This window comes from Mastigocoleus testarum BC008, from assembly GCF_001456025.1.
GTDB classification, from domain to species: Bacteria; Cyanobacteriota; Cyanobacteriia; order Cyanobacteriales; family Nostocaceae; genus Mastigocoleus; species Mastigocoleus testarum.
In genome coordinates, this window is sequence record NZ_LMTZ01000088.1 from 51,041 (window position 1) to 77,574 (window position 26,534).

19 protein-coding genes are annotated in these 26,534 nt (G+C 37.0%); 9 read left to right on the forward strand and 10 right to left on the reverse strand.

Features of this window, described 5'->3' with window-relative positions:
* Nucleotides 1-5: 5 nt before the first annotated feature.
* From BC008_RS52470 to asnB, 3 genes are read left to right on the forward strand one after another with little or no spacing between them, the layout of a single operon-like run.
* Nucleotides 6-4,280: a glycosyltransferase gene (locus BC008_RS52470; protein ID WP_058183676.1), complete on the forward strand. Its 4,275-nt coding sequence runs from the start codon at nt 6-8 to the stop codon at nt 4,278-4,280.
* A 38-nt stretch (nt 4,281-4,318) separates the two neighbouring features.
* The gene (locus BC008_RS16295; protein WP_058183677.1) at nt 4,319-5,458 is read left to right on the forward strand and encodes a class I SAM-dependent methyltransferase; all 1,140 of its coding nucleotides are present in this window, start codon (nt 4,319-4,321) and stop codon (nt 5,456-5,458) included.
* Nucleotides 5,459-5,507: 49 nt separating this feature from the next.
* Nucleotides 5,508-7,379 (forward strand): asparagine synthase (glutamine-hydrolyzing), encoded by a 1,872-nt coding sequence (gene asnB / locus BC008_RS16300; protein ID WP_161938123.1) that lies wholly within the window; start codon nt 5,508-5,510, stop codon nt 7,377-7,379.
* Nucleotides 7,380-7,393: 14 nt separating this feature from the next.
* Here asnB and BC008_RS16305 read toward each other — a convergent pair whose 3' ends face one another.
* On the reverse strand, nt 7,394-8,941 hold the full coding sequence (locus BC008_RS16305) for a radical SAM protein (protein WP_027842473.1): 1,548 nt from the start codon (nt 8,939-8,941) through the stop codon (nt 7,394-7,396).
* 561 nt (nt 8,942-9,502) lie between these two features.
* Here BC008_RS16305 and BC008_RS16310 point away from each other — a divergent pair.
* From BC008_RS16310 to BC008_RS16320, 3 genes are all read left to right on the forward strand, one after another.
* A complete protein-coding gene (locus tag BC008_RS16310; RefSeq protein WP_058183678.1) occupies nt 9,503-11,137 on the forward strand; it encodes a hypothetical protein in 1,635 nt (544 codons plus the stop codon).
* 108 nt (nt 11,138-11,245) lie between these two features.
* Nucleotides 11,246-13,045, forward strand: a complete 1,800-nt coding sequence (locus BC008_RS16315) for a glycosyltransferase family 2 protein (RefSeq protein WP_027842471.1) — start codon at nt 11,246-11,248, stop codon at nt 13,043-13,045.
* A gap of 103 nt (nt 13,046-13,148) precedes the next feature.
* Nucleotides 13,149-13,994 carry a glycosyltransferase gene (locus BC008_RS16320; protein WP_027842470.1) on the forward strand — a complete coding sequence of 282 codons (846 nt, stop codon included), beginning with the start codon at nt 13,149-13,151 and terminating at the stop codon, nt 13,992-13,994.
* 58 nt (nt 13,995-14,052) lie between these two features.
* On the opposite strand, the gene rfbD is transcribed toward BC008_RS16320, so the two are convergent.
* The 5 genes from rfbD to BC008_RS49520 form a co-directional block, all read right to left on the reverse strand.
* Entirely contained in the window at nt 14,053-14,961 is a 909-nt protein-coding gene (gene rfbD / locus BC008_RS16325; RefSeq protein WP_027842469.1) for a dTDP-4-dehydrorhamnose reductase, read from the reverse strand.
* Nucleotides 14,962-15,507, reverse strand: coding sequence for a dTDP-4-dehydrorhamnose 3,5-epimerase (rfbC, locus tag BC008_RS16330; RefSeq protein WP_027842468.1), 546 nt, complete (start codon nt 15,505-15,507; stop codon nt 14,962-14,964).
* Between the two features lie 135 nt (nt 15,508-15,642).
* Complete coding sequence (gene rfbA, locus BC008_RS16335; RefSeq protein WP_036265070.1) at nt 15,643-16,524, reverse strand: glucose-1-phosphate thymidylyltransferase RfbA; 882 nt, start codon at nt 16,522-16,524, stop codon at nt 15,643-15,645.
* A 131-nt stretch (nt 16,525-16,655) separates the two neighbouring features.
* Nucleotides 16,656-17,726, reverse strand: coding sequence for a dTDP-glucose 4,6-dehydratase (gene rfbB, locus BC008_RS16340; RefSeq protein WP_027842467.1), 1,071 nt, complete (start codon nt 17,724-17,726; stop codon nt 16,656-16,658).
* 520 nt (nt 17,727-18,246) lie between these two features.
* Nucleotides 18,247-18,411 (reverse strand): hypothetical protein, encoded by a 165-nt coding sequence (locus BC008_RS49520; protein WP_161938124.1) that lies wholly within the window; start codon nt 18,409-18,411, stop codon nt 18,247-18,249.
* Nucleotides 18,412-18,456: 45 nt separating this feature from the next.
* Between BC008_RS49520 and BC008_RS16345 the strand changes: the two genes are divergently transcribed.
* Both BC008_RS16345 and BC008_RS16350 read left to right on the forward strand, forming a co-directional pair.
* Entirely contained in the window at nt 18,457-19,443 is a 987-nt protein-coding gene (locus tag BC008_RS16345; RefSeq protein WP_027842466.1) for a GDP-mannose 4,6-dehydratase, read from the forward strand.
* A 236-nt stretch (nt 19,444-19,679) separates the two neighbouring features.
* The gene (locus BC008_RS16350) at nt 19,680-20,798 is read left to right on the forward strand and encodes a glycosyltransferase family 4 protein (RefSeq protein ID WP_027842465.1); all 1,119 of its coding nucleotides are present in this window, start codon (nt 19,680-19,682) and stop codon (nt 20,796-20,798) included.
* 105 nt (nt 20,799-20,903) lie between these two features.
* Here the strand turns inward: BC008_RS16350 and pyk are convergent, their stop codons facing one another.
* Nucleotides 20,904-22,673: a pyruvate kinase gene (pyk, locus tag BC008_RS16355; protein WP_027842464.1), complete on the reverse strand. Its 1,770-nt coding sequence runs from the start codon at nt 22,671-22,673 to the stop codon at nt 20,904-20,906.
* 355 nt (nt 22,674-23,028) lie between these two features.
* Between pyk and crtR the strand changes: the two genes are divergently transcribed.
* The gene (crtR, locus tag BC008_RS16360) at nt 23,029-23,922 is read left to right on the forward strand and encodes a beta-carotene hydroxylase (protein ID WP_027842463.1); all 894 of its coding nucleotides are present in this window, start codon (nt 23,029-23,031) and stop codon (nt 23,920-23,922) included.
* A gap of 529 nt (nt 23,923-24,451) precedes the next feature.
* Here crtR and BC008_RS16365 read toward each other — a convergent pair.
* The 3 genes from BC008_RS16365 to sppA form a co-directional block, all read right to left on the reverse strand.
* Nucleotides 24,452-24,739, reverse strand: a complete 288-nt coding sequence (locus BC008_RS16365) for a hypothetical protein (protein ID WP_027842462.1) — start codon at nt 24,737-24,739, stop codon at nt 24,452-24,454.
* A 192-nt stretch (nt 24,740-24,931) separates the two neighbouring features.
* Nucleotides 24,932-25,312, reverse strand: a complete 381-nt coding sequence (gene aroH, locus BC008_RS16370; protein ID WP_027842461.1) for a chorismate mutase — start codon at nt 25,310-25,312, stop codon at nt 24,932-24,934.
* A gap of 247 nt (nt 25,313-25,559) precedes the next feature.
* Nucleotides 25,560-26,381 (reverse strand): signal peptide peptidase SppA, encoded by an 822-nt coding sequence (sppA, locus tag BC008_RS16375; RefSeq protein ID WP_027845412.1) that lies wholly within the window; start codon nt 26,379-26,381, stop codon nt 25,560-25,562.
* Between the last annotated feature and the right edge of the window lie 153 nt (nt 26,382-26,534).

Here is a 26,534-nt window from a genome sequence, read left to right on the forward strand (position 1 = left end):
ATACTATGATTAATAAAAATTGGGCAAAAAGTTATCCATTGCTTGAAGATATTACAGAAGAAAGTCTCGACGACAACAGCAGTTTAAAAAAAATTCTCAATTTTGTTGAAGAAAATAAGCAAATAATAGACTTTGGTTGTGCAACTGGCTATCTTGCTAATTTACTTAACAGGAAAGGTTGCACTGTTACAGGGGTGGAGATAAATCCAGATGCAGCTAAAATTGCTGAACAGCACTGTGAAGAAGTCATTGTTGCCGACCTGGATGTGATATCTATTACGGAAGCATTACCTAATCAAAAGTTTGATGTGGCAATATTTGGTGATGTTTTAGAACATCTTCGCAATCCTTGGCAATTATTAGCAGAGACTAAAAATATACTTAAACCTAATGGATATGTGGTAGCCTCTATTCCCAATATTGCCCATGGAGCAATTCGTTTAGCGTTATTACAAGGAAAGTTTGAATATTCGGAATTAGGTATTTTAGATAATACTCACTTACGGTTTTTTACTAGGAAAACGATAGAAGAGTTATTTGATAACTCGGGATATTTAATCAAGGTTACTGACACAACTACACTGCCAATTTTTACAAATGATTGTTTAGTTCCGCAAGTCAGTAAGGATGACTTTAATTTGGAGACCGTACAAAAAATTGAAGCAGATAGTAATGCTCAAACTGTGCAATTTATTATCAAAGCCGTACCTTCATCTGTAGAAGAAAGATACGCTCTCGTTCGCGAGCAACACTCTAAACTAATTGAGCGGGAGCAAAAATTACTATCCCAAGTGGAATCGGTCAATCTAGAACTGGAGCAGACACAGGATAAGTTAGAGCGATCGCAATTTCAACTGGAGCAAACACAGACTCAATTAGAGCAATCACAATCTCAACTGGAGCAAAAACGCACTGAACTGGAGCGATCACAGTGTCAACTGGAGCAAATACAGGATAAATTAGAGCGATCGCAACTTCAACTACAGCAAGCACATGGAAAACTAGAGGGATCGCAAAATACTATTACAGCAATGGAAACTAGTAAGTTTTGGCTGTTGCGAAAACTTTGGTTTAAATTCAGACATACTATTGGTCTGAGAGATGATAATACCTCTGTACATCAAAGTTTGCTTTTAGTAGGATCTCAGTCTGATGCAAAGTCATTAAACTCAAGTAGTAATTTTTGGCAGAAAACACGCAGAAAGTCGCAAAAATTAGTTAGATTTGCTAAAGATGTGCGCAAGCGATTAGGAGAGAGGGAAGAAAGACTTGGTCGTCGGGTTGCTTTGCGAGATTTACCCTTGTTAGTGAAAAATGGGATTAAACTTTACAAACAACAAGAAATTCACAAACAACAAAAAAACTTAGATTTAGAATCCAATTCACCTTCTGACTTGGAAATTCCCCAACCCCTAGATATTTATGATACTTGGTTGGGGGTCAATCAATGGAACGAGCGCTCGCAAAAGCATCTCAAAAATCGTTTGCAAGTATGGGAAACTAAGCTACCAAAAATTTCGGTAATAATGCCTGCTTACAATTCCCAAATTGAATTTTTAGAGTCAGCGATTAAGAGTGTTGTTAATCAAGTTTATGATAATTGGGAACTATGTATCGCTGACGATTACAGTACCAATCCAGAAGTTCGTGCAACTTTAAATAAATGGACTGGGAAAGATTCTCGCATTAAGGTCATTTTTCGAACAGAAAATGGTAATATCAGTGCTGCAACTAATAGTGCTGCTAGCATTGCAAGTGGGGAGTTTATAGCTTTCTTAGACCACGATGACGAATTAACTCCCGATGCTTTAGGGGAAGTTGCTTTATATTTAGCAGAACATCCAGAAACTGATTTCCTTTATTCGGATGATGACAAAATAGATACCCAAGGTCGTCGCTTTTCTCCCCAATTTAAACCAGATTGGTCGCCGGAGTTACTGCTCTCTTATATGTACATGAGTCATTTATGCGTTGTGAGATGTAGTATCTTTAAAGAAGTTGGAGGATTAAGGCTGGGATATGAAGGTTCCCAGGATTATGATTTTGCCCTCAGAGCAACTGAAATTGCTCGTGAAGTAAAACATCTTCCTTTGGTACTTTACCATTGGCGGGCAGTTCCAGGGTCTACTGCGACATCAGGTTCTGCAAAACCAGCAAGTTTTGTTGCTGGGGAAAAGGCTTTACAAGAAACTTTGCAGCGTAGAGGTATTTCTGGAAGTGTATATCATCCAGAATGGGCTGTAAAAGCTGGGTGTGGAATATTTGAATATCAATTTCCAAATACGGGATCATCTGTAACAATTGTTATTCCTACCAAAAATAAGTTAAATCTGCTGCAAACTTGTTTGAATTCTCTAGAAAAAACCACCTATGAGAATTATCAAGTTGTAGTAATTGATAACGAAAGTGATGACCCCGAAACCCTTGCTTATTTAGAGCAAATTCCCCATAAAGTTTTGCACATCGGAAATCAGGGTGCTGGGTTTAACTTTGCTGCAATTAATAATCGTGCGGTTGAAGGAGTCGATAGTGATTACGTACTATTTTTGAATAATGACACCGAGGTTATATCTCCCCAATGGTTGAGTCAAATGATGGGTTTTGCTCAACTTCAAGGGGTAGGTGCTGTAGGTGCTCGGTTGCTTTATCCCGATGGTAAAATTCAGCATGCTGGCGTAGTACATGGTTTATATCACGGTTCAGCAGGTCCAGCTTTTAAAACAGCACCAGAATGGGATTTTGGCTATCTTGCTTATGCAAAAGTGAATCGTAATTACTCTGCAGTAACTGCAGCATGTCTGCTTACTCCCCGCACACTATTTTTGCAATTGGGTGGGTTTGACGAACAGCAGTTTGCTGTTGCTTATAACGATGTTGACTATTGTTATCGATTAGTAGAAGAGGGATATCGTTGTGTTTATTGTCCCACCGCAGAGTTAATTCATTATGAGGGGGTGTCTAGGGGATTTGTTGATAATCCTAAAGAACCTGCGACCTTTAAGCGTAAATATGCTGATAAGGTCGATCGTTGGTATAGTCCTCATTTATCGTTGAATAACGAGCAGTTTGCGATTCAACCTCGGAAAGTGGTAATGGGGTCGGTTAAACCAATTAAAGCCTTAATGTTTACCCATAATTTAAATTGGGAAGGTGCACCTTCGAGTCAGTACGAACTGACAGTTAAATTAAAGGAAACAGGTATTATTCAACCAATTGTTTATTCTCCCCAAGATGGACCTTTAAGAAAAAATTACGAAGAAAAAGGGATACCTGTATTCCTCAAAGGTCATCCACTCCAACATGTGACGACGGATGAGCTTTATCAACAAGCAATTTTTGGATTGGGGGAATTTATCCAAGGGTTAGGAATAGAATTAGTCTATGCTAATACTTTACAAACTTTTTACGCTATTGCAGCAGCCGAACGTTTAGGAATACCCTCAATTTGGAATGTAAGGGAAAGCGAACCTTGGCAAACTTATTTTAATAGTTTTGGAAGAGAGATTGCTGCGCGCGCTTTGGAATGCTTTAGGTTTCCTTACCGGATTGTATTTGTCGCTGATGCAACTAGGAATAGATACTTACCCTTGAATAGTCACCACAATTTTACTGTCGTTCACAATGGTTTAAATTTAGAAAGATTAGACTTAGGAAGATTAGACAAAGCAGATCGAAATTGGACTAGGGAGAAAGCAAGGAAATCATTAAATGTAGCTGATGAGGAAATTGCATTACTTTTACTAGGAACAGTTTGTGAACGTAAAGGACAACAGGATCTAGTACTTGCGTTAGAAAAAATCCCTGAAGAACTGTTCTGTCAACTCAAAGTCTTTATTGTTGGCGATCGCCCTGGTCCTTACAGCGATCGATTAAAAGAGATTATGGCAAATTTACCAGATAATTTACAAAATCGAGTAGCAATTATTTCAGAAACACCCGACACAGCTACATACTATAATTGCGCAGATATTTTTGTTTTGACTTCTCGAATCGAAAGTTTCCCACGGGTCATATTAGAAGCAATGGCTTATGGTTTACCCATAATTACAACTCCTGTTTTTGGAGTCAAAGAGCAGGTGCAAACAAAAATTAACGCTATCGTTTATGAGCCAGGACAATTCATAGAATTGGCAAACGCAATTGTATCTTTGGTGAAAGATAAAGATATGCGAGAGCGACTAGCTAAAAACTCACGCCATGTTCTAAACTGCTTAAATAATTTTGAGGATATGGCAAGGAGTTATAGTCAGATTTTTCAGGAAGCTTATTTAAGCAAATAGTAGTTCCCTAAAATTGAAATTTTAATTATTGAAATTTGATGTTTAAGTTCAATATAGATACTCCAACAGGTACTAGCATAAGTAAATTATCTAGTTTCTCGGGCTGGTATATACCTGAGAGTAAAAAAACTGCAAAGTTAAATTTTTATATTAATGATCAACCTTGTTTTTCTCTAAGTCATGGCTTAGATAGACCAGATGTAGCAGCTGCCTTTCCAGAAAAAGAAGGTTCACTAAATAGCGGCTTTTTTGGTAATGTTATCCTTCCAGATAGTGTCAAACTTGGAGAAGAATTGGTTTGCAAGATTATAGATGAAAATGATCATAAAACAGTTCTTTATCAAAACAAATTTACCGTCAACGATTTAGGAAGTACTTCACAACCAAGGAAAAGAGATTTTCAATTAGAGAATTTATTATCATTTCCTAATTACAATGGAAATCTAAGCTTCAATGAATTAGAAAAATTACACCTGAGCGATTGTGATCTTTATATTAGAGGTACGACGCTACATGTACTGCAAAAAGGCGAACAACCTTTTGTAAGGCTGACTGAAAATGAAACTACACATCCATATTCACAAGATGCATTAGATATCTTAGAGCGAGTTAATAATGGAATAGTCCTAGATTTTGGAGCTGGTAATACCCCTAAAGAGCATCTTCACCCTAATGTTTGTTATTTGGACGTACAGCAATACATTCATACAGATATAGTTTGTACGACTTTAAAATTACCTTTTCGCGATAATTGCTTCGATGCTGTTGTTAGCCAAGCTGTATTTGAGCATATACCTAACCCTTTTGTTACAGCAAAAGAACTTTATCGCATTCTCAAACCTGGGGGAATAGTTCATATAGATACAGCTTTTATGCAGCCTCTACATGGCGACCCGAGTCATTATTTCAATATGACTCTTAACGCTCTGCGCTTGGTAATGTCAGATTTTGAAGAGTTGCGTGGTGGAATTAAACCCTACCAGTATCCATCCTTTGGTTTAATGATGCAAATCCAAGCAGTTTTACCATATATTAATTCGGGTAAGTGGAAAGAGAGATTAGAAGAGTTACATCAATTAATTGTTAAAGAAGGTAATTTATTAGATAAAGATTTGGGTATTAAAGGTCAAGAAATATTGGCGGCTGGAGTATTTTTTGAAGGGAAAAAATCTGTATAGAATTTTAGAATATACCCCAAAAAGTTCAAATAATTTTGCTTACCTACTTATGTGTGGAATTGTTGGAATCATTGATACTAATCGAGAAGAAATACCAAATTCTTTGATACGAGTAATGCAAGATGTAATGCTTACTCGCGGACCAGATGGAGATGGTAATTTCAATGAAGGTTCTGTGGCGATGGGAATGCGTCGCCTTTCTATTATTGATTTAGAACATGGTTGGCAACCTCTGACAAGTTTAAATAGACAGATTGTTGCTTTTCAAAATGGTGAAATTTATAATTATAAAATTTTAAAAACAGAACTAGAACAATATGGTTTTAGTTTCAAAACTAATAGCGATACCGAAGTTTTAGCACATGGCTTTGCTAAATGGGGTATGGAAAAACTTTTAGAAAAAATCGACGGGATGTATGCGATCGCAATTTTAGATCGCAGAACTCGAGAACTGCATTTAGCAAGAGACCGTTTCGGGGAAAAGCCACTTTTTTACTCTTGTGACCGTAAGGGTCATTTTGCTTATAGTTCAAACATGCTATCTTTAGCAGCATTACCTTGGGTTAATAACGAAATCGATCCACAGAGTATAGACAGATATTTAGCAGTTCATTTCGTTCCCGGTGACAGAACGATTTTCAAAGATATTAAGCGAGTTCTACCTGGTGAGAGACTTTGCATTTCGGTAGATAACCCCCAACCCAAAGCATACCGCTACTACCAAATTTCCATTGATAAACAACGTCGAATATCTGATGATGAGTTAGTTCAGCACCTGGAAGAAGCTGTCAAATCTAGGTTAATCGCTGATGTACCTGTGGGGGTATTTCTTTCGGGAGGACTGGACAGTTCAACAGTTGCTGCGATCGCTGCGAAACACAGTCCCCAAATAGATACTTTTTCTATGGGGTTTCATTCCGCGCAACATGACGAAAGCACTTACGCAAAACAACTATCTCAAGTTATCGGTAGCAAACATCATCATTTCATGTTCGATGAGAAGAGCTTTGCACAATTACTTCCTCAAGTCGCTGCTGCTTTGGATGAACCAATCGGAGACCAAGCTATGCTACCGGTTTACTGGTTGTGTAAAGAAGCAAGACAGCATGTTAAGGTCGTATTGTCAGGTGAAGGAGCTGATGAAGTTTTTGCCGGATACAGTTATTACGGTGCTTTCCTCAGCCAAAAAGATTGGAATCTCAAAAGCTGGAAAAGTAATCTCAAGGACTTAATCAGTCCCAGAGATCCCATGGCTAATTCTTATCAAAGATTAGCTCATAATCCTTTACCCGTAACACCTTCAGGATTTCCATTGTTATCAGATGCAGCAGAACGCGAGAAACTTTTAGGGGGATATGGATCGCATTTCGAGATGGATTCCTGGGAAGAAGAGTTGATTGCTTGGTTGAACAAGAGTGAAAATCCTTTGCAGAGAGCCACTAGTGCAGATATGGTAACCTGGTTACCCGACGATTTGCTGGTGAAGTATGACCGGATGGCTATGGCTCACAGTTTAGAGGGACGGGCTCCATTTTTGCAACCACAACTAGTTGAGATCGGTCTACAACTTCCAGAACGTGAAAGAATGTCTAAGGGAACAAGTAAAATAGCTTTGCGTCGTGTGGCTAAGCGTTGGTTACCGAAAGAAATAATGCAACGACGCAAACAGGGATTTGTCTTACCTATGGAAGACTGGTTAAGACAATGGTTTGATTCACATGGTGGAATCAATGAGTATTTTAGTGCAGTGGAATTTCCTGGTTTAGATATCGATCAGATCGCTCAAATTGTGAATACTGACTTTCAGCAAAGTATTAGTAGAGGACGCTTGATTTTCGCTTTAATACTATTGATTGAATGGTATCGAATCTTTACTGAAAAGTTAGACTCGTTGCGTAGTAAATATGCTAACTGTATATAGTTTCATTGCATCATTCAATGGGCTATTTTCTCTTTGAACCAATTATTAAACAAGTAGAACATTCCCCTGGGTGAATGGTGATTAATAAAATGACTAAGAGGTTCTTTAACTATCATCTCAAAGGCGGGCTGAAAACTAATAGTGCTTTCCTTATGACCTTGGGCTTCTCGATCTCCTAGAATCCAACAATTAACACATGGATTGTAACCATATATATTTTCTTCATGGAGACTGTGAAATACACTTCTACTAGATTGCATGATCTTATTATTAAAGCAATCATTTTCATCTAATATATTTCCGACAGTATGTCCTGGTTCATAAACATAGCAACAGGGGTGAACACTACCATCAGAATTAATGCTTAACTGATGATATAGATGATCGCATCCAAAGAACTTAAATTTGTCTTTTTTTTCTTGTTGTAATTTTATAAAATTATTTTTATTATCTTGGTTCATAAACGTCTGTTTTGCATTTTGTCCTCTTGTCAGGTTCACTAATTTTTTTGGTGGGTGAATACAGCCTTCTTTAACATGGAATTCATTAACTCCTATCTCTGTCGCAATCGCCCTAGCCTCCTCAATTTGGTTATGAGTCCAAGGAAAATCTAAAAATTGAAATCTAATATTAGGAGTTTTAGAACCAAGAATTCTTTTTCTTGCTACTAACTTTTTAAGATTACTCAAGACTAGTTCTAGATTTCCTCCTATTCGATATTTCGTGTAAGTTTCTTGAGTCATACCATCAACAGAAACTATGAGGAGATCTAAACCCGAAAGGATGATTAAATCGAGAAATTCTTCAGAAATATTGATGCTAAAATTGGTACTACAAGTTGTCCAAACATCATATTTATGAGCTTTTTGTACAAATGATGGAAATTTCTTATTTAATAGTGGCTCTCCCCAATTAAAAAAATGAGCTTGAATAAGTGTCTCACCATACTTTGCTAAAACAGAATCTACCGTATTCTCTTGCATCATTGGTAGAGAAACTCCAGCTTCTCGCACCATGTTTCCATGACAATAAGGGCATTTTAGTTGACAGGAAAAACTTGGATCGATGATTAGATAAAGTGGTTTTGATTTAAGGGAACTGACCTTATGAATTCTTTCTTTTTCATTGAGTATTAAATTATTTAACTTCTCTTTTTGTCTAAAGGTAAGTTTATTAAGTAGATGAGGATCTTTTAAAAATTCATCTATATTAAAGATATAGGTATCTGCTACTTTAAATTTATTATTACCAGATTTATAGTAAATATTCAGAGGAGCAGATAGACATGAAGTATCTGCAACTGGAATATAAGCCATAAAACCGCTTTTCAAAGGAGCATCTTTAAAATGATTTTTAACGTCTAATCTTTCTATGTCACATAAAAATGAAGCAATTATATTATTGTTACTTTCTATCTCAATCAATGGAAGCTGTCTTGTAAATTTTTTATCATATAACCAACCTTGTATATAAATAGTTCCTTTAATGTTTTCTACATCAGGAAAAAAAATACAAAAATCGATACTTCCCCTAAAATTTTGATTATTAATACCAATAGTCATTCTACAAGGCTCCTTGTATTTATAAACTAAAAACCATTCTTTCTTTTATCATGAAACTGGTATTTGCAGGATGGTATATTGCCACGATATATTTAATTATTAACAAACATTATTTTTTCTCCATTTTTTGAAGAGAACTGATACCTATCCTCTTAGACTTGCGGCGAATGAACGATGAAATAGTGTTTTGATGTGAAGTTATGCATTAATACTTAGCGGGACTTAGACATTTTTTTGGGTCAAAAAAGCCTCAAAGCTTTATACGTCAATGATTTTTTGGTTGTTTTTTTGATATATCTAGCTTTGAGCAATTTTTGGGTCTTTGAAGTTAATCCCTTTTCATCACTGGCTTTGAAGCTTTTTCCTCCTTGTTTTTTGTCTAAGTCCCGTTAGGGATTACTTAGCTTGTTATCGTTACGAATAAAATACTCGATCTGCGGTCTTGTTTGATACTTTGAGTTCTACATTTATACCAAAGTATGTCAGCTAATTTGCCAAAAAATTGGAGAAAAACTTGATTAATATCTACTATAATTTCATAAAATTACTAAATAGATATTAATGAATTTAACTACATTACTAAAGAAACGATTAATTATACCTACATTTGTAGGAATAGTATGTTTAACCTGTTTATTAGTTTTATTAGTTAACAACAGAATATCTCTACTTCCGACCTCTTTGGATTTAAGTCAAGATGTTCCCCAAGTTCCACAAAAACAGAAAACCTTGAATTTGTTACCTCCTGCTGAACTTAAGTCACAATCATCAGGATTTTCTATCAAAGGACTTGAAGATAAAGTAATTCGAGTTTGGCGATTTGGAGAAAAAAAGCATGTCTGGAATGTAGAAGGTACCGCCAAAAATAGCACAAATTCCTCTCCTAAAATCTTGCAAGTTACAGCTACAGGGAACGACCCAAGAATTATTTCTCCACTCGTAGATATTCAATTAGACAAATGGCAAAATCTTAGAGTTGAAGCCTTAATCAGAACTCAACAGAGCACCCGCTTACAGCTTTTTGCAGATAATGGTGATGGCTTCTCAAATCAAAACAGTAATACGATTTTTGTAGACGGAGGATGGGTTTGGCGTAAAGTAGAAATACCCTTATCAGATGTTAAACATTTAGTAAAACTTCGTCTCGATCCGGGTAACCAATCTCAATATGTAGAGTTGTCAGAAATAAAATTGATTGGTTCAGAAAAAGAGGGATTAATAAATGTCGTTCAACAGAGTACCGATGAAAATAAATTTGTATGGTTTCGGGATGCTGGTAAAGACATTGCAATGGGGGTTCAAATCGGAAATGAAAAAGATGCATCATGGGGAGTTCGCTTCCATGGTAAGGATCTTGGTCCTACAGAATACACTTGTTTTCCAGATGATATCTTAGTATTTCAACCAGTTAATGGAACTGTAAAAACTGCTTATGCAGCTTATTTAGACTGGCAAAAAGAGTTAAGTTTATCAACCCAAAATGCAGCAAAAGCTGTATTCAAACGCAATTTTAACGACCCAAAATTATATCGCTATATCGAACCCAAGTTTCTAGAAAGAGTGTCTCAAATACCTGTGGATTTAGAAGTTACCCATAGTTTGGAAGTAAATCAAGGTATTGCTTGGACAACGGTCAAAATTACAAATCGTGACAACAAACCAGCTCGCATCAATTGGATATGGCAAGATGCTGCTTATCACTGGTTAGAAAACACTCATTTAGACGATGTACATTTAATCAGTAGTAGCAATCCCAATTTGGATTCTATTTCTGTAATTAAGACAAATCCAAAAGAGAATGAATGGATAGCTTCTGCTGATTTCAAACATCAAGTTGGATTTGCTTTATCAACAACAGATCCGGGATACGTACTTCAGTCCAATCGATATTTATATATTGAGAAAACCTTTAGTTCAGATAGTTTGCACTTACCGCTACGGGGTAATGATAGATTTCTTTTGCAAGAAAAACCTCTTCCTATAGATAAGTTGTTAGATAAGTTAAAAAAAGATAGTGGTAAAAAGGTTAGTGAAGGTTCTTTAAAAAATAGATCTGTTGTTCTTGATTTTGGAACAGTTAAACCAGGAAAAACTGTTACGCGACAATATGCAAGAATTTTCTTGCGTGATTTTAAAACACCCAGTGAGTTAACTAAAAATATTCAAACTGTGGTGGAGAATACAAAAATAAATTAGTAATTAATACAACTGTCACATTGATTGACAACAGATGTTTGCCAATGGTATGTGGTAACACTTAAAATCCATGCAACAACTATTGCACAGTTAATCCTTTTATAAGTAATGTACGCTAATTTTCGTGTTCCTACCAAAATTAATAAACTTCATCAACTTCAGCGCAAACAAGGATTTAAAAGGCTCTTAAAGTACCTTTATCAACGTCAAGTATCATCCTTCAAAGAAAAAATAAATTATCAAAAGTGGATAGCAAAAAATCTTTTTACTAAAGAATATATTGCCACAGCCAAAGAGGAAATAACTCAATGGAAGTTACGACCGAAATTTTCAGTCATTATTCCTGTATATAATGTCGAGGAAAAATGGTTGGAAAAAGCAATAGGATCTGTTCGTAATCAAATATATCCATATTGGGAACTCTGCATCGCCGATGATGCTTCCTCAAAACCCCATATTTCCTTGCTTTTAAATAAGTATATAGAAATTGACTCGCGTATCAAAGTTGTATTCCGTACAGAAAATGGACATATTTCAGCAGCTAGTAACTCAGCCTTAGAATTAGCAACGGGTGATTATATAGCACTTTTAGATCATGATGATGAGTTAGCAATTAATGCTTTATATGAAAATGCGAAGCTAATTAACCAGCATCCTGATGCAGATTTTATTTATAGCGACGAAGACAAAATAGATATTAAAGGAAAGCGATTTTCTCCTTGTTTTAAACCAGATTGGTCCCCAGAATACTTATATGCAACTATGTATACCTGTCATTTAGGTGTATATAGAAGAAGTATTATCCACGAAATTGGTGGATTTCGCAGCGAATACGACGGTTCCCAAGATTACGATCTCGCACTAAGAGTTGTAGAAAAAACCAAAAATATTTATCATATCCCCAAAATTCTTTACCATTGGCGTAGTATACCTGCTTCTGCTGCATCTGGTTCCGAAGCAAAGCCTTGGGCTTATACTGGTGGAAGAAAAGCTTTGGAGGATATGCTTGTACGTAATTCACAATCAGGTACCATAGAAGAAACTCCCAACCCCGGTATTTATAGGTTGAGAAGAGGCATTGTCGGGCAACCTCTGGTGAGTATAATTATTCCTAGTGCAGGTATAGAGTTGAATACTTCTTCTGGCAATCTATGTTTATTGGAGAATTGCATTCGTAGTATTCAAAAGTTAAGTACTTATAAAAATTATGAAATTATAGTAGTAGATGGTTACGATATTCCGGAATCAACTCTGAAGAAAATTACAACTTATGGTGCTCAGCTAGTCCGTTGTGGTGAACCTTTTAATTTCTCAATGAGAATCAATAAAGGTGCAAATCAAGCTAAAGGTGAATTTCTGCTGTTGCTCAATGATGATACAGAGATCATTTCTCCAGATTGGCTTGAGTCAATGTTGGAGGTGTCACAACAAAAGGAAGTTGGTGCTGTTGGAGCAAAACTTTTATCACCTGATGGTAAAATACAGCATACAGGAACAGTAATTCTTGATGGAAACCCCTGTCATGTTTTCTACGGTTGTGACAGTGAACATCCAGGTTACCATTGTTCCAATATTGTCACCAGAAATTATTTGGCTGTAACTGCTGCTTGCTTGATGATGCGACAAGAAGTATTCGGTGAGTTGGGAGGACTTGATGAGAGTTTTCCTCTTAACTATAATGACGTGGATCTGTGCTTGAAAGCGCATCAAGCAGGATATCGAAATGTTGTAACATCATATGCTCAACTGATTCACTATGAATCAATCAGTAGAGGAAAAGGATTAAAACCAGGAGAATTTCAGCAATTTAATCGTAAATGGCAGGATTATTTACAAAGATTAGGCAAGGACCCATATTATAATCCTAACTTGTCTTATAAATCTGCGAATTATGAAATTCTTTGTTAAAAAAAAGGAATGGAGAACAGTATTTGTAGAGTGCGTTATCGCTTTAGTTTAACGCGTGATTAATAATCCATGATTACGAATGATCTAGTCAAATAGAACTGAAGTGATTTATCTCTTAACAGTCAATTATAATTCAAGTAATTTAGTTGCTAAATTAATCGATTCTCTATCAGTTGACCCCAATGTTGACTATAAAATCGTTATTATAAATAACTCTCCAAAAGATAATTATATTTCTCAACTTAAAAGTGAATCTGTCACTATTTTAGAAGCTGGAGAAAACTTAGGTTTTGGATTAGCTTGTAACCTTGGAATTAAATGGGTTTTTGAACGTAATCCCCAAGCAATTATTTGGTTAATTAATCCAGATGCTTATTTTTTAGAAAATAATTTGGATAAGGTCCAAGACTTTTTTGAAAAGTATCCACAAATATCAATACTCGGAACAATTGTACGTGACCCGAAAGGTGAAATTTGGTTTTCTGGTGGTCGTTTTATTCCTCAAACTGGTGCAATTTTAACTGAAGATTTATTAAAAAACACAGATTCAGCTTATATCCCCTGCGATTGGATTTCAGGCTGTAGTCTGATTATTTATTTAAAAAATTTTCCCGATTGTCCTTACTTCGATCCAGCTTATTTTTTATACTACGAAGATTTTGATTTTTGTCGACGCTATGTAAATCAGGGACACTTAATTGCAATTACCAAAGAATTCGGAATAATTCACCAACCATCTTCAATCACTAACAGAAATATTTTTCGCAAAATCAAACATAGTACTTACAGTTATTTATTAACTCAAGAGAGATATACAAATAATATAATTCTTACTATGAGGTTAAGTCGAATTATTATTTATGCTTTACTTCTAATATTTTTTAGACCCAAGTTAAGTTTGGGTAAGTTCATCGGAGTATCAAATTATTTATTCGGTAAAAAGCTATAAATAAAGCTATAAATATTTACTGGGGTTATCTAGTAATCAATAACTGACTAATAACTGGCTATATCTGAATTTTATTATTTGGAGCTATCGCCACCTTTAAGCTCTCTTCCCAATCTGATAAAACTACGCCAAAGCTATTAGATAATTTTCCACAATCAAGTAATGAATAAGCAGGTCTTTTTGCTGGTGTTGGGTATTCTTCGGAACTAATAGGTACTAAACTTTCTAATTTTTGCTCATTAATATCATTCTCAAATATCGCTTTAGCAAAACCATACCAGCTGGTTTTTCCACTCGCACTTAAATGATATATTCCAGCCTTATGAGTTAGGTAATCAGATACATTCTCATTAGCCCCAGCCAAAATTTCTGTAGTTGCTTTTGCGATCGCTCCACTCCAAGTAGGTGCTCCAATTTGATCGTCAACAACCCTGAGTTCTTTGCGTTCCCGTCCCAGTCTAAGCATAGTTAGTAAAAAGTTTTTCCCTCGCAGACTGTAAACCCAACTGGTACGCAAAATTAAATGTGGTACTTCCACAGCTTGAATTGCTTGCTCCCCAGCAAGTTTAGTCTTTCCATAAATATTTTGTGGATTAGTTGTGTCTAATTCTGTATAAGGTTTTTGACTCTCGCCATCAAAAACATAATCTGTCGAATAGTGTACAACGGCTGCACCTATTTGCTTTGCTTCTTCTGCAATTACACCTGGTGCGGTACCATTAACCATCATCGCCAATTCTGGCTCTGACTCTGCTTTATCCACTGCGGTGTAAGCAGCGGGATTGACTATTAAATCAGGTTTCACTTCTCGGATAAGATAACGAATACTATCAGGTTGGGTTAAATCCATTTGTAAACTTGCACCTTTAGTATCTCGTCCCGAAGTTATCACCTCACCCAAAGTTATCAAAGTACGTTGTAATTCCCAACCAACCTGTCCAGTTACACCCGTAAGTAAAATTTTCATTTATTCATACACCTGCGCATCTCCCAACAACTTACCAAGTTTATCTTTTTCAGACAAAATAGGTTCTTCTTGAATTTGCCAAGAAATTCTGATATTGGGGTCGTTCCAAAGAATACAACGTTCATGCTGTGGAGCATAGAAGTCTGTTGTTTTGTACAAAAAATCAGCGTAATCAGATAGCACAATAAAACCATGAGCGAATCCTGGTGGTATCCAAAGCTGCTGTTTATTCTCAGCACTCAAGCGAACACCAACCCACTGACCAAATGTTTTAGAGTTTTTCCGTAAATCTACAGCAACATCGAATACTAAACCTGCTACAACTCTTACTAGTTTTCCTTGGGGTTGTTTGATTTGGTAGTGCAAGCCACGCAAAACATTTCTAGCTGAACGAGAGTGATTATCTTGGACAAAATTTGCTGAGATCCCAGCCTTTTCTAAAAAAGCTTTTTCGTTATAACTTTCAAAAAAGAAACCGCGTTCATCCCCAAATACCTGTGGCTCAATTATTAACACATCAGGAATTTGTGTTTGTATTATTTTCATTACTAATTTCTTTCTTCACCCTGAATATTTTATGTATTGAAGTTAACTATATAAAAATAGTTTCACAAATAGTTTAATATATTTCGATGCAAACAAGTATAAGAATAAATGTTGTCATATATCCCATTGAAAAAATCAAATATTCAGTAACTCATCATCCAAAATTTTTACCAGGTAGCGACCGTAGGTACTTTTTGCCATTGGTTCTGTTAACCTACGTAAATGGGTCGAATCAATATATCCTAATCGATAGGCGATTTCTTCTATGCAAGCTATTTTCAAACCTTGTCGCTCTTCTAAAGTCTGAATATAATTACCTGCTTGAAGCAAAGATTCGTGAGTACCAGTATCTAGCCAAGCGTATCCCCGACCCAAGATTTCTACTTTTAATTGACCCTTTTTTAAATATACTAAATTCACATCAGTAATTTCTAACTCATTGCGAGCAGAAGGTTTAAGATTAGCAGCAATTTCTACCACTTGAGAATCATAAAAGTAAATTCCAGGTACAGCATATTTAGATTTGGGAATTACGGGTTTTTCTTCTAAACTAATTACCTGTCCTTTTGTATTAAATTCAATTACACCATATTGATTGGGATCTTTGACTTGATAACCAAATACTAAGCCACCTTGACTTAAATTAGAAGCCCGAGCCAATATTTCAGTCAAAGCATGACCGTAAAAAATATTATCACCTAATATTAAACAAACTGGCTCATTACCAATAAAGTCTTTGCCTAAAATAAATGCTTGTGCGAGACCTGCTGGTTTTGATTGCTCAATATAATCAAACTTTAACCCCCATTGACTACCATCTTTTAATAGTTGCTGAAACAGAGGTAAATCCCTCGGTGTAGAAATAATTAAAATTTCACGTATCCCGGCTAGCATTAATACAGATAGGGGATAGTAAATCATAGGTTTGTCATAAACTGGCATCAGCTGTTTACTAATAACACGAGTTAGGGGATATAATCTGGTACCAGAACCGCCTGCCAGAATGATTCCTTTCATTTTCTACCTCTAGTATAATTGTAAAAAAATTAATACAATTCATTAAAAAATTGTTCCAAAAAAATTAAATTGGAACTTCTTTAAATCGAAATTTTCTGCAGAATTGTTTTGCTAATATACCTTTATTTAGATTAAAATTTTCTGTGTTCGTAATTTTGCTTGATCCAATTTGTATAAGCACCGGAACGAATAGATTCTACCCAATTAGAATTATTTACATACCATTCAATTGTTTTGAACAAACCACTTTCAAAAGTTTCTTTAGGTCGCCAACCTAAAAGTTTTTCAAGTTTACCGCAATCAATTGCGTAGCGCCTATCATGACCTGGGCGGTCTTTGACAAATGTAATCAGAGAAGAATAGCTTAAACCAGGTTTTGGCACTAATTCATCGAGAATGGTACAAATTTTTTCAACAACTGCCAAATTGCTTTGCTCGTTTAAACCACCAATATTATAAGTCTCACCAAATTTGCCTTCCCTAAGAATAAGGTTTATTGCTTCGCAATGGTCCCTAACGTAAAGCCAATCCCGCACATTTTGACCGTCTCCATAGATTGGCAAAGTTTTTCCATCTAAAGCATTGAGGATCATCAAAGGAATTAATTTTTCTGGGAATTGACGCGGTCCATAGTTGTTAGAACAGTTCGTCGTTATGGTAGGTAAGCCGTAAGTATGATGATATGCTCTGACAAAATGATCGGAAGAAGCTTTTGACGCTGCATAGGGACTATTAGGTGCATAGGGAGTATCTTCGCGAAAAGCCGGATCTGTTGGATTTAGAGAACCGTATACTTCATCTGTAGATACATGCACAAAGCGAAACTTTTCTTGTTGGGGTGAGGATAGCTTTTCCCAATACAGCCTAGTTGTTTCCAATAATTTAAATGTCCCTACTACATTAGTTTCAACAAAGCTTAATGGGTTCAAAATCGAACGGTCAACATGACTTTCAGCTGCAAAATTAATAATTGCATCTGGATGATATTGTTCAAGGAGATTACTTACTAACTCTAAATCGGCGATATCTCCTTGTATAAAATGGTAATTTTTATCTTCTTCTAATTCTGCTAGGTTTTGTAAGTTACTAGCGTAGGTTAACTTGTCTAAATTGATAATATTTGCCCAGTTTTCCATTCTCGCTTGGAGAATAAAATTTGCACCAATGAAACCTGCTCCACCCGTTATTAATAATTTTTGCATATCAAAATAATAAATTAATATTTACTCAACTTATTTACTCAGCAGTTCGCTCTGTGGGGGATTAATTTTAGGACTTACGCACTCATAATCGGAAATAAGGTTTTATGATTATTGAGTCCTAACGGACACGCTCCACTAACGCTGTCGCTAGCCGGCAGCAAAGCTGTTAGCAAAGCGTGATATTAGTTACACGTAATGAGATAAATATGTAATCCGTGCCTAAGTCCTGAATTTATCCAACATAATTCAATTTCTGAAACCAAAAAATAATGTGCTTATATGCTTTAAATGATATTTTTTGAGTGGCACAGGACATTTTTCTTAAAAACAGGCACGCTTTAGTTAGGTAGAGCTAACATACCATGTATAAAAACAATGTCTTGAATCTTATTAGATTTGAATATTATTAAAAATTTTGAACTATCAGTAGGATTGACATTTTATAGTTTACGATTTTTGCCTGTATCCTCCTTTTAACAAGATTTAAGCTAACTGTTATGGGCACATTTGCATTATTAGTTTACGCTTTTTCAGTGATTTTAGGTAACTTCACATTCAGATAACCAATTCTTTTAACCCGTCCATTAGGTTTGAGTTCGTGACCCTTACAGCGTTTATCTTGGTAATCTGGCAAAGATAGGCTATGTAAGGTTAAGTTAGAAAGTCGAATAAATGAATTTTCCAATCCGCTAACAAATCCAATCCGCTAACAAATTAGATAAATCAATTTATGAATAAAGCAGCCCTAATTACAGGATTAACTGGACAAGATGGTTCTTACTTAGCCGAACTTCTCATTTCCAAAGGTTATCAAGTTTTTGGATTAGTTCGTCGTACCAGCACTAGTAGCTTAGAGCGAATAAAGCACCTTTCTGGCAAAGTTAAAATCATATCTGGTGATTTGCTCGATCAATCTTCATTGATGGATGTCATTGCTGAAGCCCAACCGGATGAGATTTATAACCTTGCTTCCCAGAGTTATGTTCCCCTTTCTTGGACTCAACCTGCTTTAACTGCCGAATATACAGCACTTGGAGTATCTCGACTTCTTGAGTCTATCCGTCGTTGTAAATCAGATGCTAGGCTTTATCAAGCTTCTAGTAGTGAAGTGTTTGGTCAACCTGATAGTTCTCCTCAAACAGAACTTACAGCATTTCGCCCTCGTAATCCCTATGGTGTTGCTAAAGCTTACGCCCATTGGATGACCGTTAATTACAGACAGCATTATAATCTCTACGCTTGTTGTGGCATAACTTATACCCATGAATCTCCACGTCGCGGTACGGAGTTTGTTTTTCGTAAAATTACCAATACTGCCGCACAGATCAAACTTGGTTTAGCTACAGAACTTAAATTGGGTAACTTAGATGCCAAACGTGATTGGTGTTATGCCGAAGATGCTGTTTATGCGATGTGGTTAATGTTACAGCAAAACAATCCAGATGACTATGTTATTGCCAGTGGGGAAACCCATTCTGTGAAAGAATTAGTCAAATGTGCTTTTGAGTATCTTGGTTTAGATTGGCAAAATCATGTCTCTGTGGATCCAGAGTTTTACCGTCCAAATGAAAATATACAATTAGTCGGTTGTGTAGATAAGATTAATACTCAACTTGATTGGAAACCACAGTATTCTTTTGAGGAATTGGTAAAACTTATGGTTGACTACGATTTGAAAAGGTTAAAAGATAGCGGTACATTACCAATACCATGCTAAAAGTTGTAATTGATTGCAATCCAATTGCAGCCAAGTAAAGTGGAGTTTACTTATATTTAATCTCTTACCTATATTCTTTACAAGCAAAACTATCTTTTAACTAAGAATTAAGTTTCGACCGAACTTAAAATTCTTAGATAGTAATCCAGTTCTTACTGGATCTTTTCAGATTCATATCTTACCAATTTCACCTAAATATGTATAAATCTATTTAAAATTCTATAGGAGCAAAAGGTATGGGTAAAATATTAATTAATTTATCTGTTGTATTTTCCCAACCTACAGGTATTAGTAATTACGCGACGAATCTAGTTCCTTATTTACAATCTTTACAGCCTACCCTGCTGACGGCAAAAGATTATTCTTATCCCGATTTTAATTGCTATTCTATTCCTAATAATTTAACTCCTGCTCAAGGTACAAAAGGTCATTTGTCTCGCTTGTGGTGGACACAATTTCAGTTACCAAAAATTTGCCACAATCTCAAGTCACAGTTATTATTTTCTCCACTTCCAGAAGCACCACTTTACAATAGGTTTCCCCATGTAGTCACAGTTCATGATGTAATTCCTTTACGTTTTCCCAAACGCTTCTCGCCCCTAACCCCTTATCACCGTTACTACATTCCCGAAGTACTCAAACAAGCAAAGCATATTATTTGTAATTCTGTTGCTACTGCGAGGGATGTCACTGATTTTTTCTCCATTGAAGCGAATAAAGTCACTCCGATTCCCTTGGCTTATGATGCTAACCGTTTTAAATTTCCCCAAACTTCTCATCAACAGAATTCATCTTCACAGGATTCACCTCCAGCAAATAATAGCCAATACTTTATCTACATTGGACGCCAGGATCCTCACAAAAATGTCCATCGTTTGATTAAAGCTTTTGCAGGATTAACTTATAAAAAAGATTACCAATTATGGATAGCTGGTTCTACAGATAAGCGTTACACTCCCCACTTACAGCAGCTAGCGACAGAACTGGGTATTGGGGGACAGGTAAAGTTCTTCAACTATGTGAGTGCAAAAGAATTACCACATATGATTAGTCAAGCTGTTGCTTTAGTATTTCCCAGTCTTTGGGAAGGTTTTGGCTTTCCCGTACTTGAAGCAATGGCTTGTGGAACTCCGGTGATTACCTCAAATATCTCCTCGTTACCGGAGGTCGCTGGCGATGCAGCAATTTTAATCGATCCTTATAACCGCAATGAGATTACAGCAGCTATGGAAACCTTAGCCAGCGATCGCCAGTTACGTTCTCACCTCTCCCAAAAGGGCTTAGAACAAGCCAGTAAGTTTACTTGGGATAAAACTGGAAAAGCAACAGCAGAGATTCTATCTCGGTTTATTTAATTGGGGATTGGGGATTGGGAGCAACATCAGAAAAATCTCCGAAAAATGCAGAATTCCCGAAACCAACTACCTATTACCAAGCCGCCAGTCGCCATTCCCCATTCCCTAAGCATTCCCAACTGCACCAGAAAATACAGTTCCTCGCTGTACGTCCATGGTGAGAATTGCTCCATCTCTAATTGTTTTAGTAGCATTTTTTACGCCGACAATTACAGGTACTCCGAGACGCAAACCAATAATTGCTGCGTGAGAATTGAGACTTGCATCTTCAGTAATAATACCGCTAGCTTTACGAATTGCTTCAACAAAATCAGCGCTGGTAGATTCAGCGACTAAAATTTCTCCGGGGTTAAAGTTGCTAACATCCATCCCAGTGCTTGCAACTCGAGCGCGACCACTTACAGAACCCTGTCCCAGTCCAATACCTTGACCAAGAACTGCTGTTACAACTTCCACTTTGATTAAGTCAGTTGAGCCTGATACCCCTTGGAGGGTTCCAGCAGTCATCACCACTAAATCCCCCTCACAAGCGAGCTGGTTTTCTAAAGCTACGTTTATTGCTGCTTGGAATGTTTGACCAGTGGAAGGTAATTCCAACACTAATAGTGGTTTAACACCCCATACCAACTGTAGTCGGCGAGCGACATTAACGTGGGGTGTAACGGCTAAAATTGGTGTTTTGGGGCGAAATTTAGAAACATTACGAGCGGTTGCCCCACTTTGGGTTAAAGTCATAATTGCAGCAGCACCCAATTGCTCGGAAATTTGACCTACAGCTTGTGATATGGCATTGGGAATTGAACGTCTAGAATCTCGAGCCTGGCTAGCGTTGACATTACTTACTTCTTCCTGCTCTATCCGTTCGGCAATTCGCGCCATAGTCGCCACGGCTTCAACAGGAAATTGACCGACAGCAGTTTCATTAGAAAGCATCACAGCATCGGTTCCATCCAGGATTGCATTTGCTACATCTGAAACTTCTGCACGGGTAGGACGAGGATTACTTACCATGCTATCTAACATTTGGGTAGCAGTAATAATTGGTATCCCCAAACAGTTAGCTGTAGCAATTAAACGCTTTTGTAATACGGGAACGTCTTCTGCTGGTAATTCTACCCCTAGGTCACCCCTGGCAACCATTACACCGTCACATAAAGCCAAAACCGCGTCCATTTGTTCGATCGCTTCATGCTTCTCAATTTTGGCGATTACTGGAACCTGTTTCCCTGTGGAAGAAATCAGTTCTTTGATTTCGATCATGTCCTGGGGATTGCGAACAAAAGAAAGTGCTACCCAATCCACACCTTGGTCGAGACCAAAAATTAAATCCTCACGATCTTTATCGGTCATTGCTTTAACCGATAAATAAACCCCCGGGAAATTCACACCTTTGTTGTTAGAAAGTTTACCAGGCACCGTAACACTGCAGTGTAAGTCGCCTTTATCGCGGTTAATTTCCTCAACCAACATTTCGACTTTACCGTCATCCAGCAGAATTTTGGAACCAGCAGGGACTTCTTCTGCTAGATATTCGTATGTCACACAGCTTATTTCCTGTGTGCCCACCACTGGACGATTTGTAAGGGTAAAGCGATCGCCTTTTTGTAAAACTATAGAACCATTTTCAAACTTGCCAAGGCGGATTTTGGGACCTTGTAAATCTTGGAGAATGGCAACTGGCTGATTTAGCTCAAATGCTGTTTGTCTAATTGTGCGAATATTACGCTGATGGTCGGCATGACTACCATGGGAAAAATTTAATCGTAGTGTAGTTGCACCTGCTTCAATAATTGCCCGCAAAACTTCAGGACTACTTGTCGCAGGACCAATAGTGGCAACTATTTTTGTTCGACGTAGAGAATCTTTCAATTGCATAAAGACTGAATTTAGGAATCTATCTCGGGAATTATCGTAAATTAAAAGCTACTTCTTTTCAGTTGTTGGCGAATCAATCGTGGAATTTCACATAGAATTTCAGCAGATGTATGAGTGCTCCGAATTTACTCATAAATGCTGCTAATACGCCAAAAAGAGCCTTAAACTATAACGGAAATCATAGTTTCTTAAATACTTAAGCACTTCAAGCTTTTAGCTTTCTAATGTCGTCTGGGATCATACCTTTATTGGACACCTAATGTGTCAAGCTGGAAATAAATCTTGGTACACAAAACTTTATTATGCGCCAGTCCGTGTCGTATACTCGCAATATTTGATGATTAAGGAGTTCGAAATGTTGACCTCGGAGGCACACAAGCCGCTGACAGCGCCGCCAAGGGAATTTTTAGCACCTCCGGGCGATCTAAACCCAACTGTTCTGATGTTTGTTGGGGCGGTGTTAATAGTAGCTTTATCTGTTTGTGGTTATTGGGTTTGGCAAATACCAAATTGGGTGTGCTTTTTGATGAATGTTGTTGCTTTGCATATTGCAGGCACCGTAATTCATGATGCATGTCACAAATCTGCTCATCGCAACCGGGCAATTAATGCAATATTAGGGCATAGTAGTGCTTTAATGCTTGCTTTTGCCTTTCCAGTATTTACCCGCGTTCACCTACAGCACCACGCTCACGTTAACGACCCGGAAAAAGATCCCGACCATTACGTTTCTACTGGTGGTCCATTATGGCTAATTGCTGTGCGTTTTTTCTATCATGAAATTTTCTTCTTTAAACACAAACTGTGGCGCGACCGAGAACTTATGGAATGGTTTTTCAGTCGTTTGTTTGTCGTCACAATTGTTCTCGTTTCCATTCACTACCACTTTTTAAGTTATATCCTAGATTTCTGGTTTGTACCTTCTGGTGTTGTGGGATTAGCATTAGGGTTATTTTTCGATTATTTACCCCATCGTCCTTTCACGGAACGCAATCGCTGGAAAAATGCTCGTGTTTATGCAAGTCCAATTCTCAACATCCTAATTTTGGGACAGAATTATCACTTAGTTCATCATTTATGGCCTTCCATACCATGGTATAAATACCAACCTGCATACTACATGATGAAACCCCTACTTGATGAAAAAGGATCCCATCAATCTCTGGGATTACTACAGAAGAAAGACTTTTTTGGTTTTCTGTATGACATTTTCCTAGGTATCCGTTTCCACCATGCTCAGGAAAAGTAGCAGGTAGAAAATATTGGGGATTGGGTATTTTTCCATCCCCCATTATGGGTCTATTAAAGTTTGAATACTTCTGAAAACAAATTATCGAAAATTGAATAAAACTCACCTTTAGCTGAGGTGGTGATTCTAAATTACCTCAGCAATTAACAGTTAAATATAGCCAAAATTCACGATTTTTTTAAGAAATAAATTGTGTAGAGATGTTGTTTAGAACATCTCTACAACCTTAAAATAACTATTGGTGCTTAATCAGCAAAATCCTATCCATCGCTTTATTTGAAGACACGGCAGATGAATTTCTAACACTTAAATTACGAGGAGATGATATTACCTATCGCTAGCTAGTCCTCAGAATCCTATAGGAAATAGATTGAGGAAGTGGGTTTCACCTATATGATAAAAACAAGGCGCGCTAATTCCTAATGTTGTAATTATTTAGCGTATATTGTTCGCACCTCGTTGTTGGGAAATATCTCCAACTTTTGTTGGGAATGCTGCAGGTTATTTTTTTGAGATCGCAATTTGTTTTTTAGATATTAGTCGAAAGGCTTAAAGCCTGAATTAGCTCTATTTCCTTGGAAAAGTTGAGCTTATCCAAAGATTCTGTAAAAAACACAAAACCTTTGTAAGCTGTTGCATATTTGTAGATTTTTGTGAACAAACCTTCCGCAGTCATAATTACTAGCGGAGCCTCACTCTTAGAGAGAATGGTGATAAAATCTTCACACTTTACATGAACACCTGTTCCTCGGTCAGTGAATATTTGTCCGCCAAATGCCGTGGGTTGAGCATTGTTGCCATCACCGTCAAGCTTCATATTTTCTTAAGTATTTTCACATAGAACATAAGCTCATTCTACAATTGGGGTTATGTAGTTGAATGTTATGTCCGTAACCGCTATCTTCAGACGCAGGTTAAATTTTCCCCAACTGCAGTGTTTATAAAAAATTTATATTAGGTTTCCTTCGCAGAAAGTTTCTACTTTGAAAAAAAATCGTTTTTAGATTGATTAATTAACAACAGCTTTGCTCCAGTCAGGACGCAAATTAGCAGCATCACGCAAGTAAATATGTTGAACGCTTGAAGGGTCGGACAAATAAGCATGAACTAAAAGTCGAATACAGTATTTCAAACTTTGGGGTACATACATCTGTTGAACGTCAAGCATGGGAACGCAATCCCAGTGGGGACGAGAACGGGCGATCGCTGCGGGAAAAGCTGCATCTAAATCGCGTGTTACTGAGAAAGTAACGCTAACCATGTCAGCAGGGTGCAAATGATTACGTTTTTCTAACTCATCTAACAATTCTGTTATTGATTCTCGCATGGCTTCAACTGTGTTTTCAGAAACAGTTATTGCACCACGAATAGCCTGTATTCGCCACTCCACAAAAAAAAATCCTCCAATTAATTTGCTTCTAATTGTCAGTTGTCAGTTGTCAGTTATCAGTTATCAGTTATCATCAGTTATCATCAGTTATCAGTTAATGCGCTACCGTGCACGCTATAGCTGCGCTACCTACGGATCCGCTAACAGATTTCAGTTATCAGTTATATGTTTATTGTCCACTGTATGGCTAGCGCCACGCTTAGCTAACACTGTTAAATGTTAACTGTTAACTGATAACTGTTCGCTATCAAGGTCTGTATAACCACAACGGAAGACCACTGGTAGAAATTTCAAATTCTAACCAATCGATTCCAGTTCCAATTTTACTTTTTGCCTGACGATTTCCCGGTAAGATACGACTCAAAAGAGGCTTACGTTCCTCAAAAGTATAAACAGGTGTTTTTTCCGGGTCTAGATCTACTAATTCAGCAGCCCAACGACGAGCATCTTCTTCTGCTCCAAGTTTATCTACAATACCCAGTTCTAAAGCCTGCTGTCCAGTAAAAATCCGCCCATCGGCAAAAGTTTTAACTGTTTCTGGTTCTAAATTACGTCCTTCAGCAACTGTTTGCACAAATTGTTGATAACTGGTGTCTATGAGTTCCTGCAAAATACCTTGTTCTGGTTCGGTCAGTTCTCGATCGAATGCCAAGATATCTTTGTAGGGACCAGATTTAATAACTTTGAAAGAAACGCCAACTTTGTCAAGCAATCTTTCTAGGTTATTACCACGCAAAATAACACCTATACTGCCTGTAATTGTTCCTGGGTTGGCCATGATATATTCTGCACCCATACCAATATAAACACCACCAGATGCAGAAATGTTGCCAAAAGAAGCAACTATTTTTAATTTATCGCGCAAACGCTTTAGGGCACTATAAATTTCCTGAGAATCTCCTACTGTACCTCCGGGGGAGTCAATCCGTAGTAATAAAGCCGGAAACTTTTTCTCTTCCACTGTTTTGAGTGCTTCTAACACTCTCTTGCGGGTAGCTCCGGCGATCGCACCGTTAATTTCAATTCTGGCAATTTGTTTACGAAACCTAGGCTTAAAAGGCCAAATCATGAGTAGTCAAAAAAAACACTATAAATTGAATGTTAAGCTTCAAATAGCAGTAAGCTGTAAATGAAAATAGAATTAAGGATCGGGAAGGAAGAAGTCTGCAAATTTTTGCCGTACGGTGATGTTGTCACTTTATATTATTTATATTTATTACTT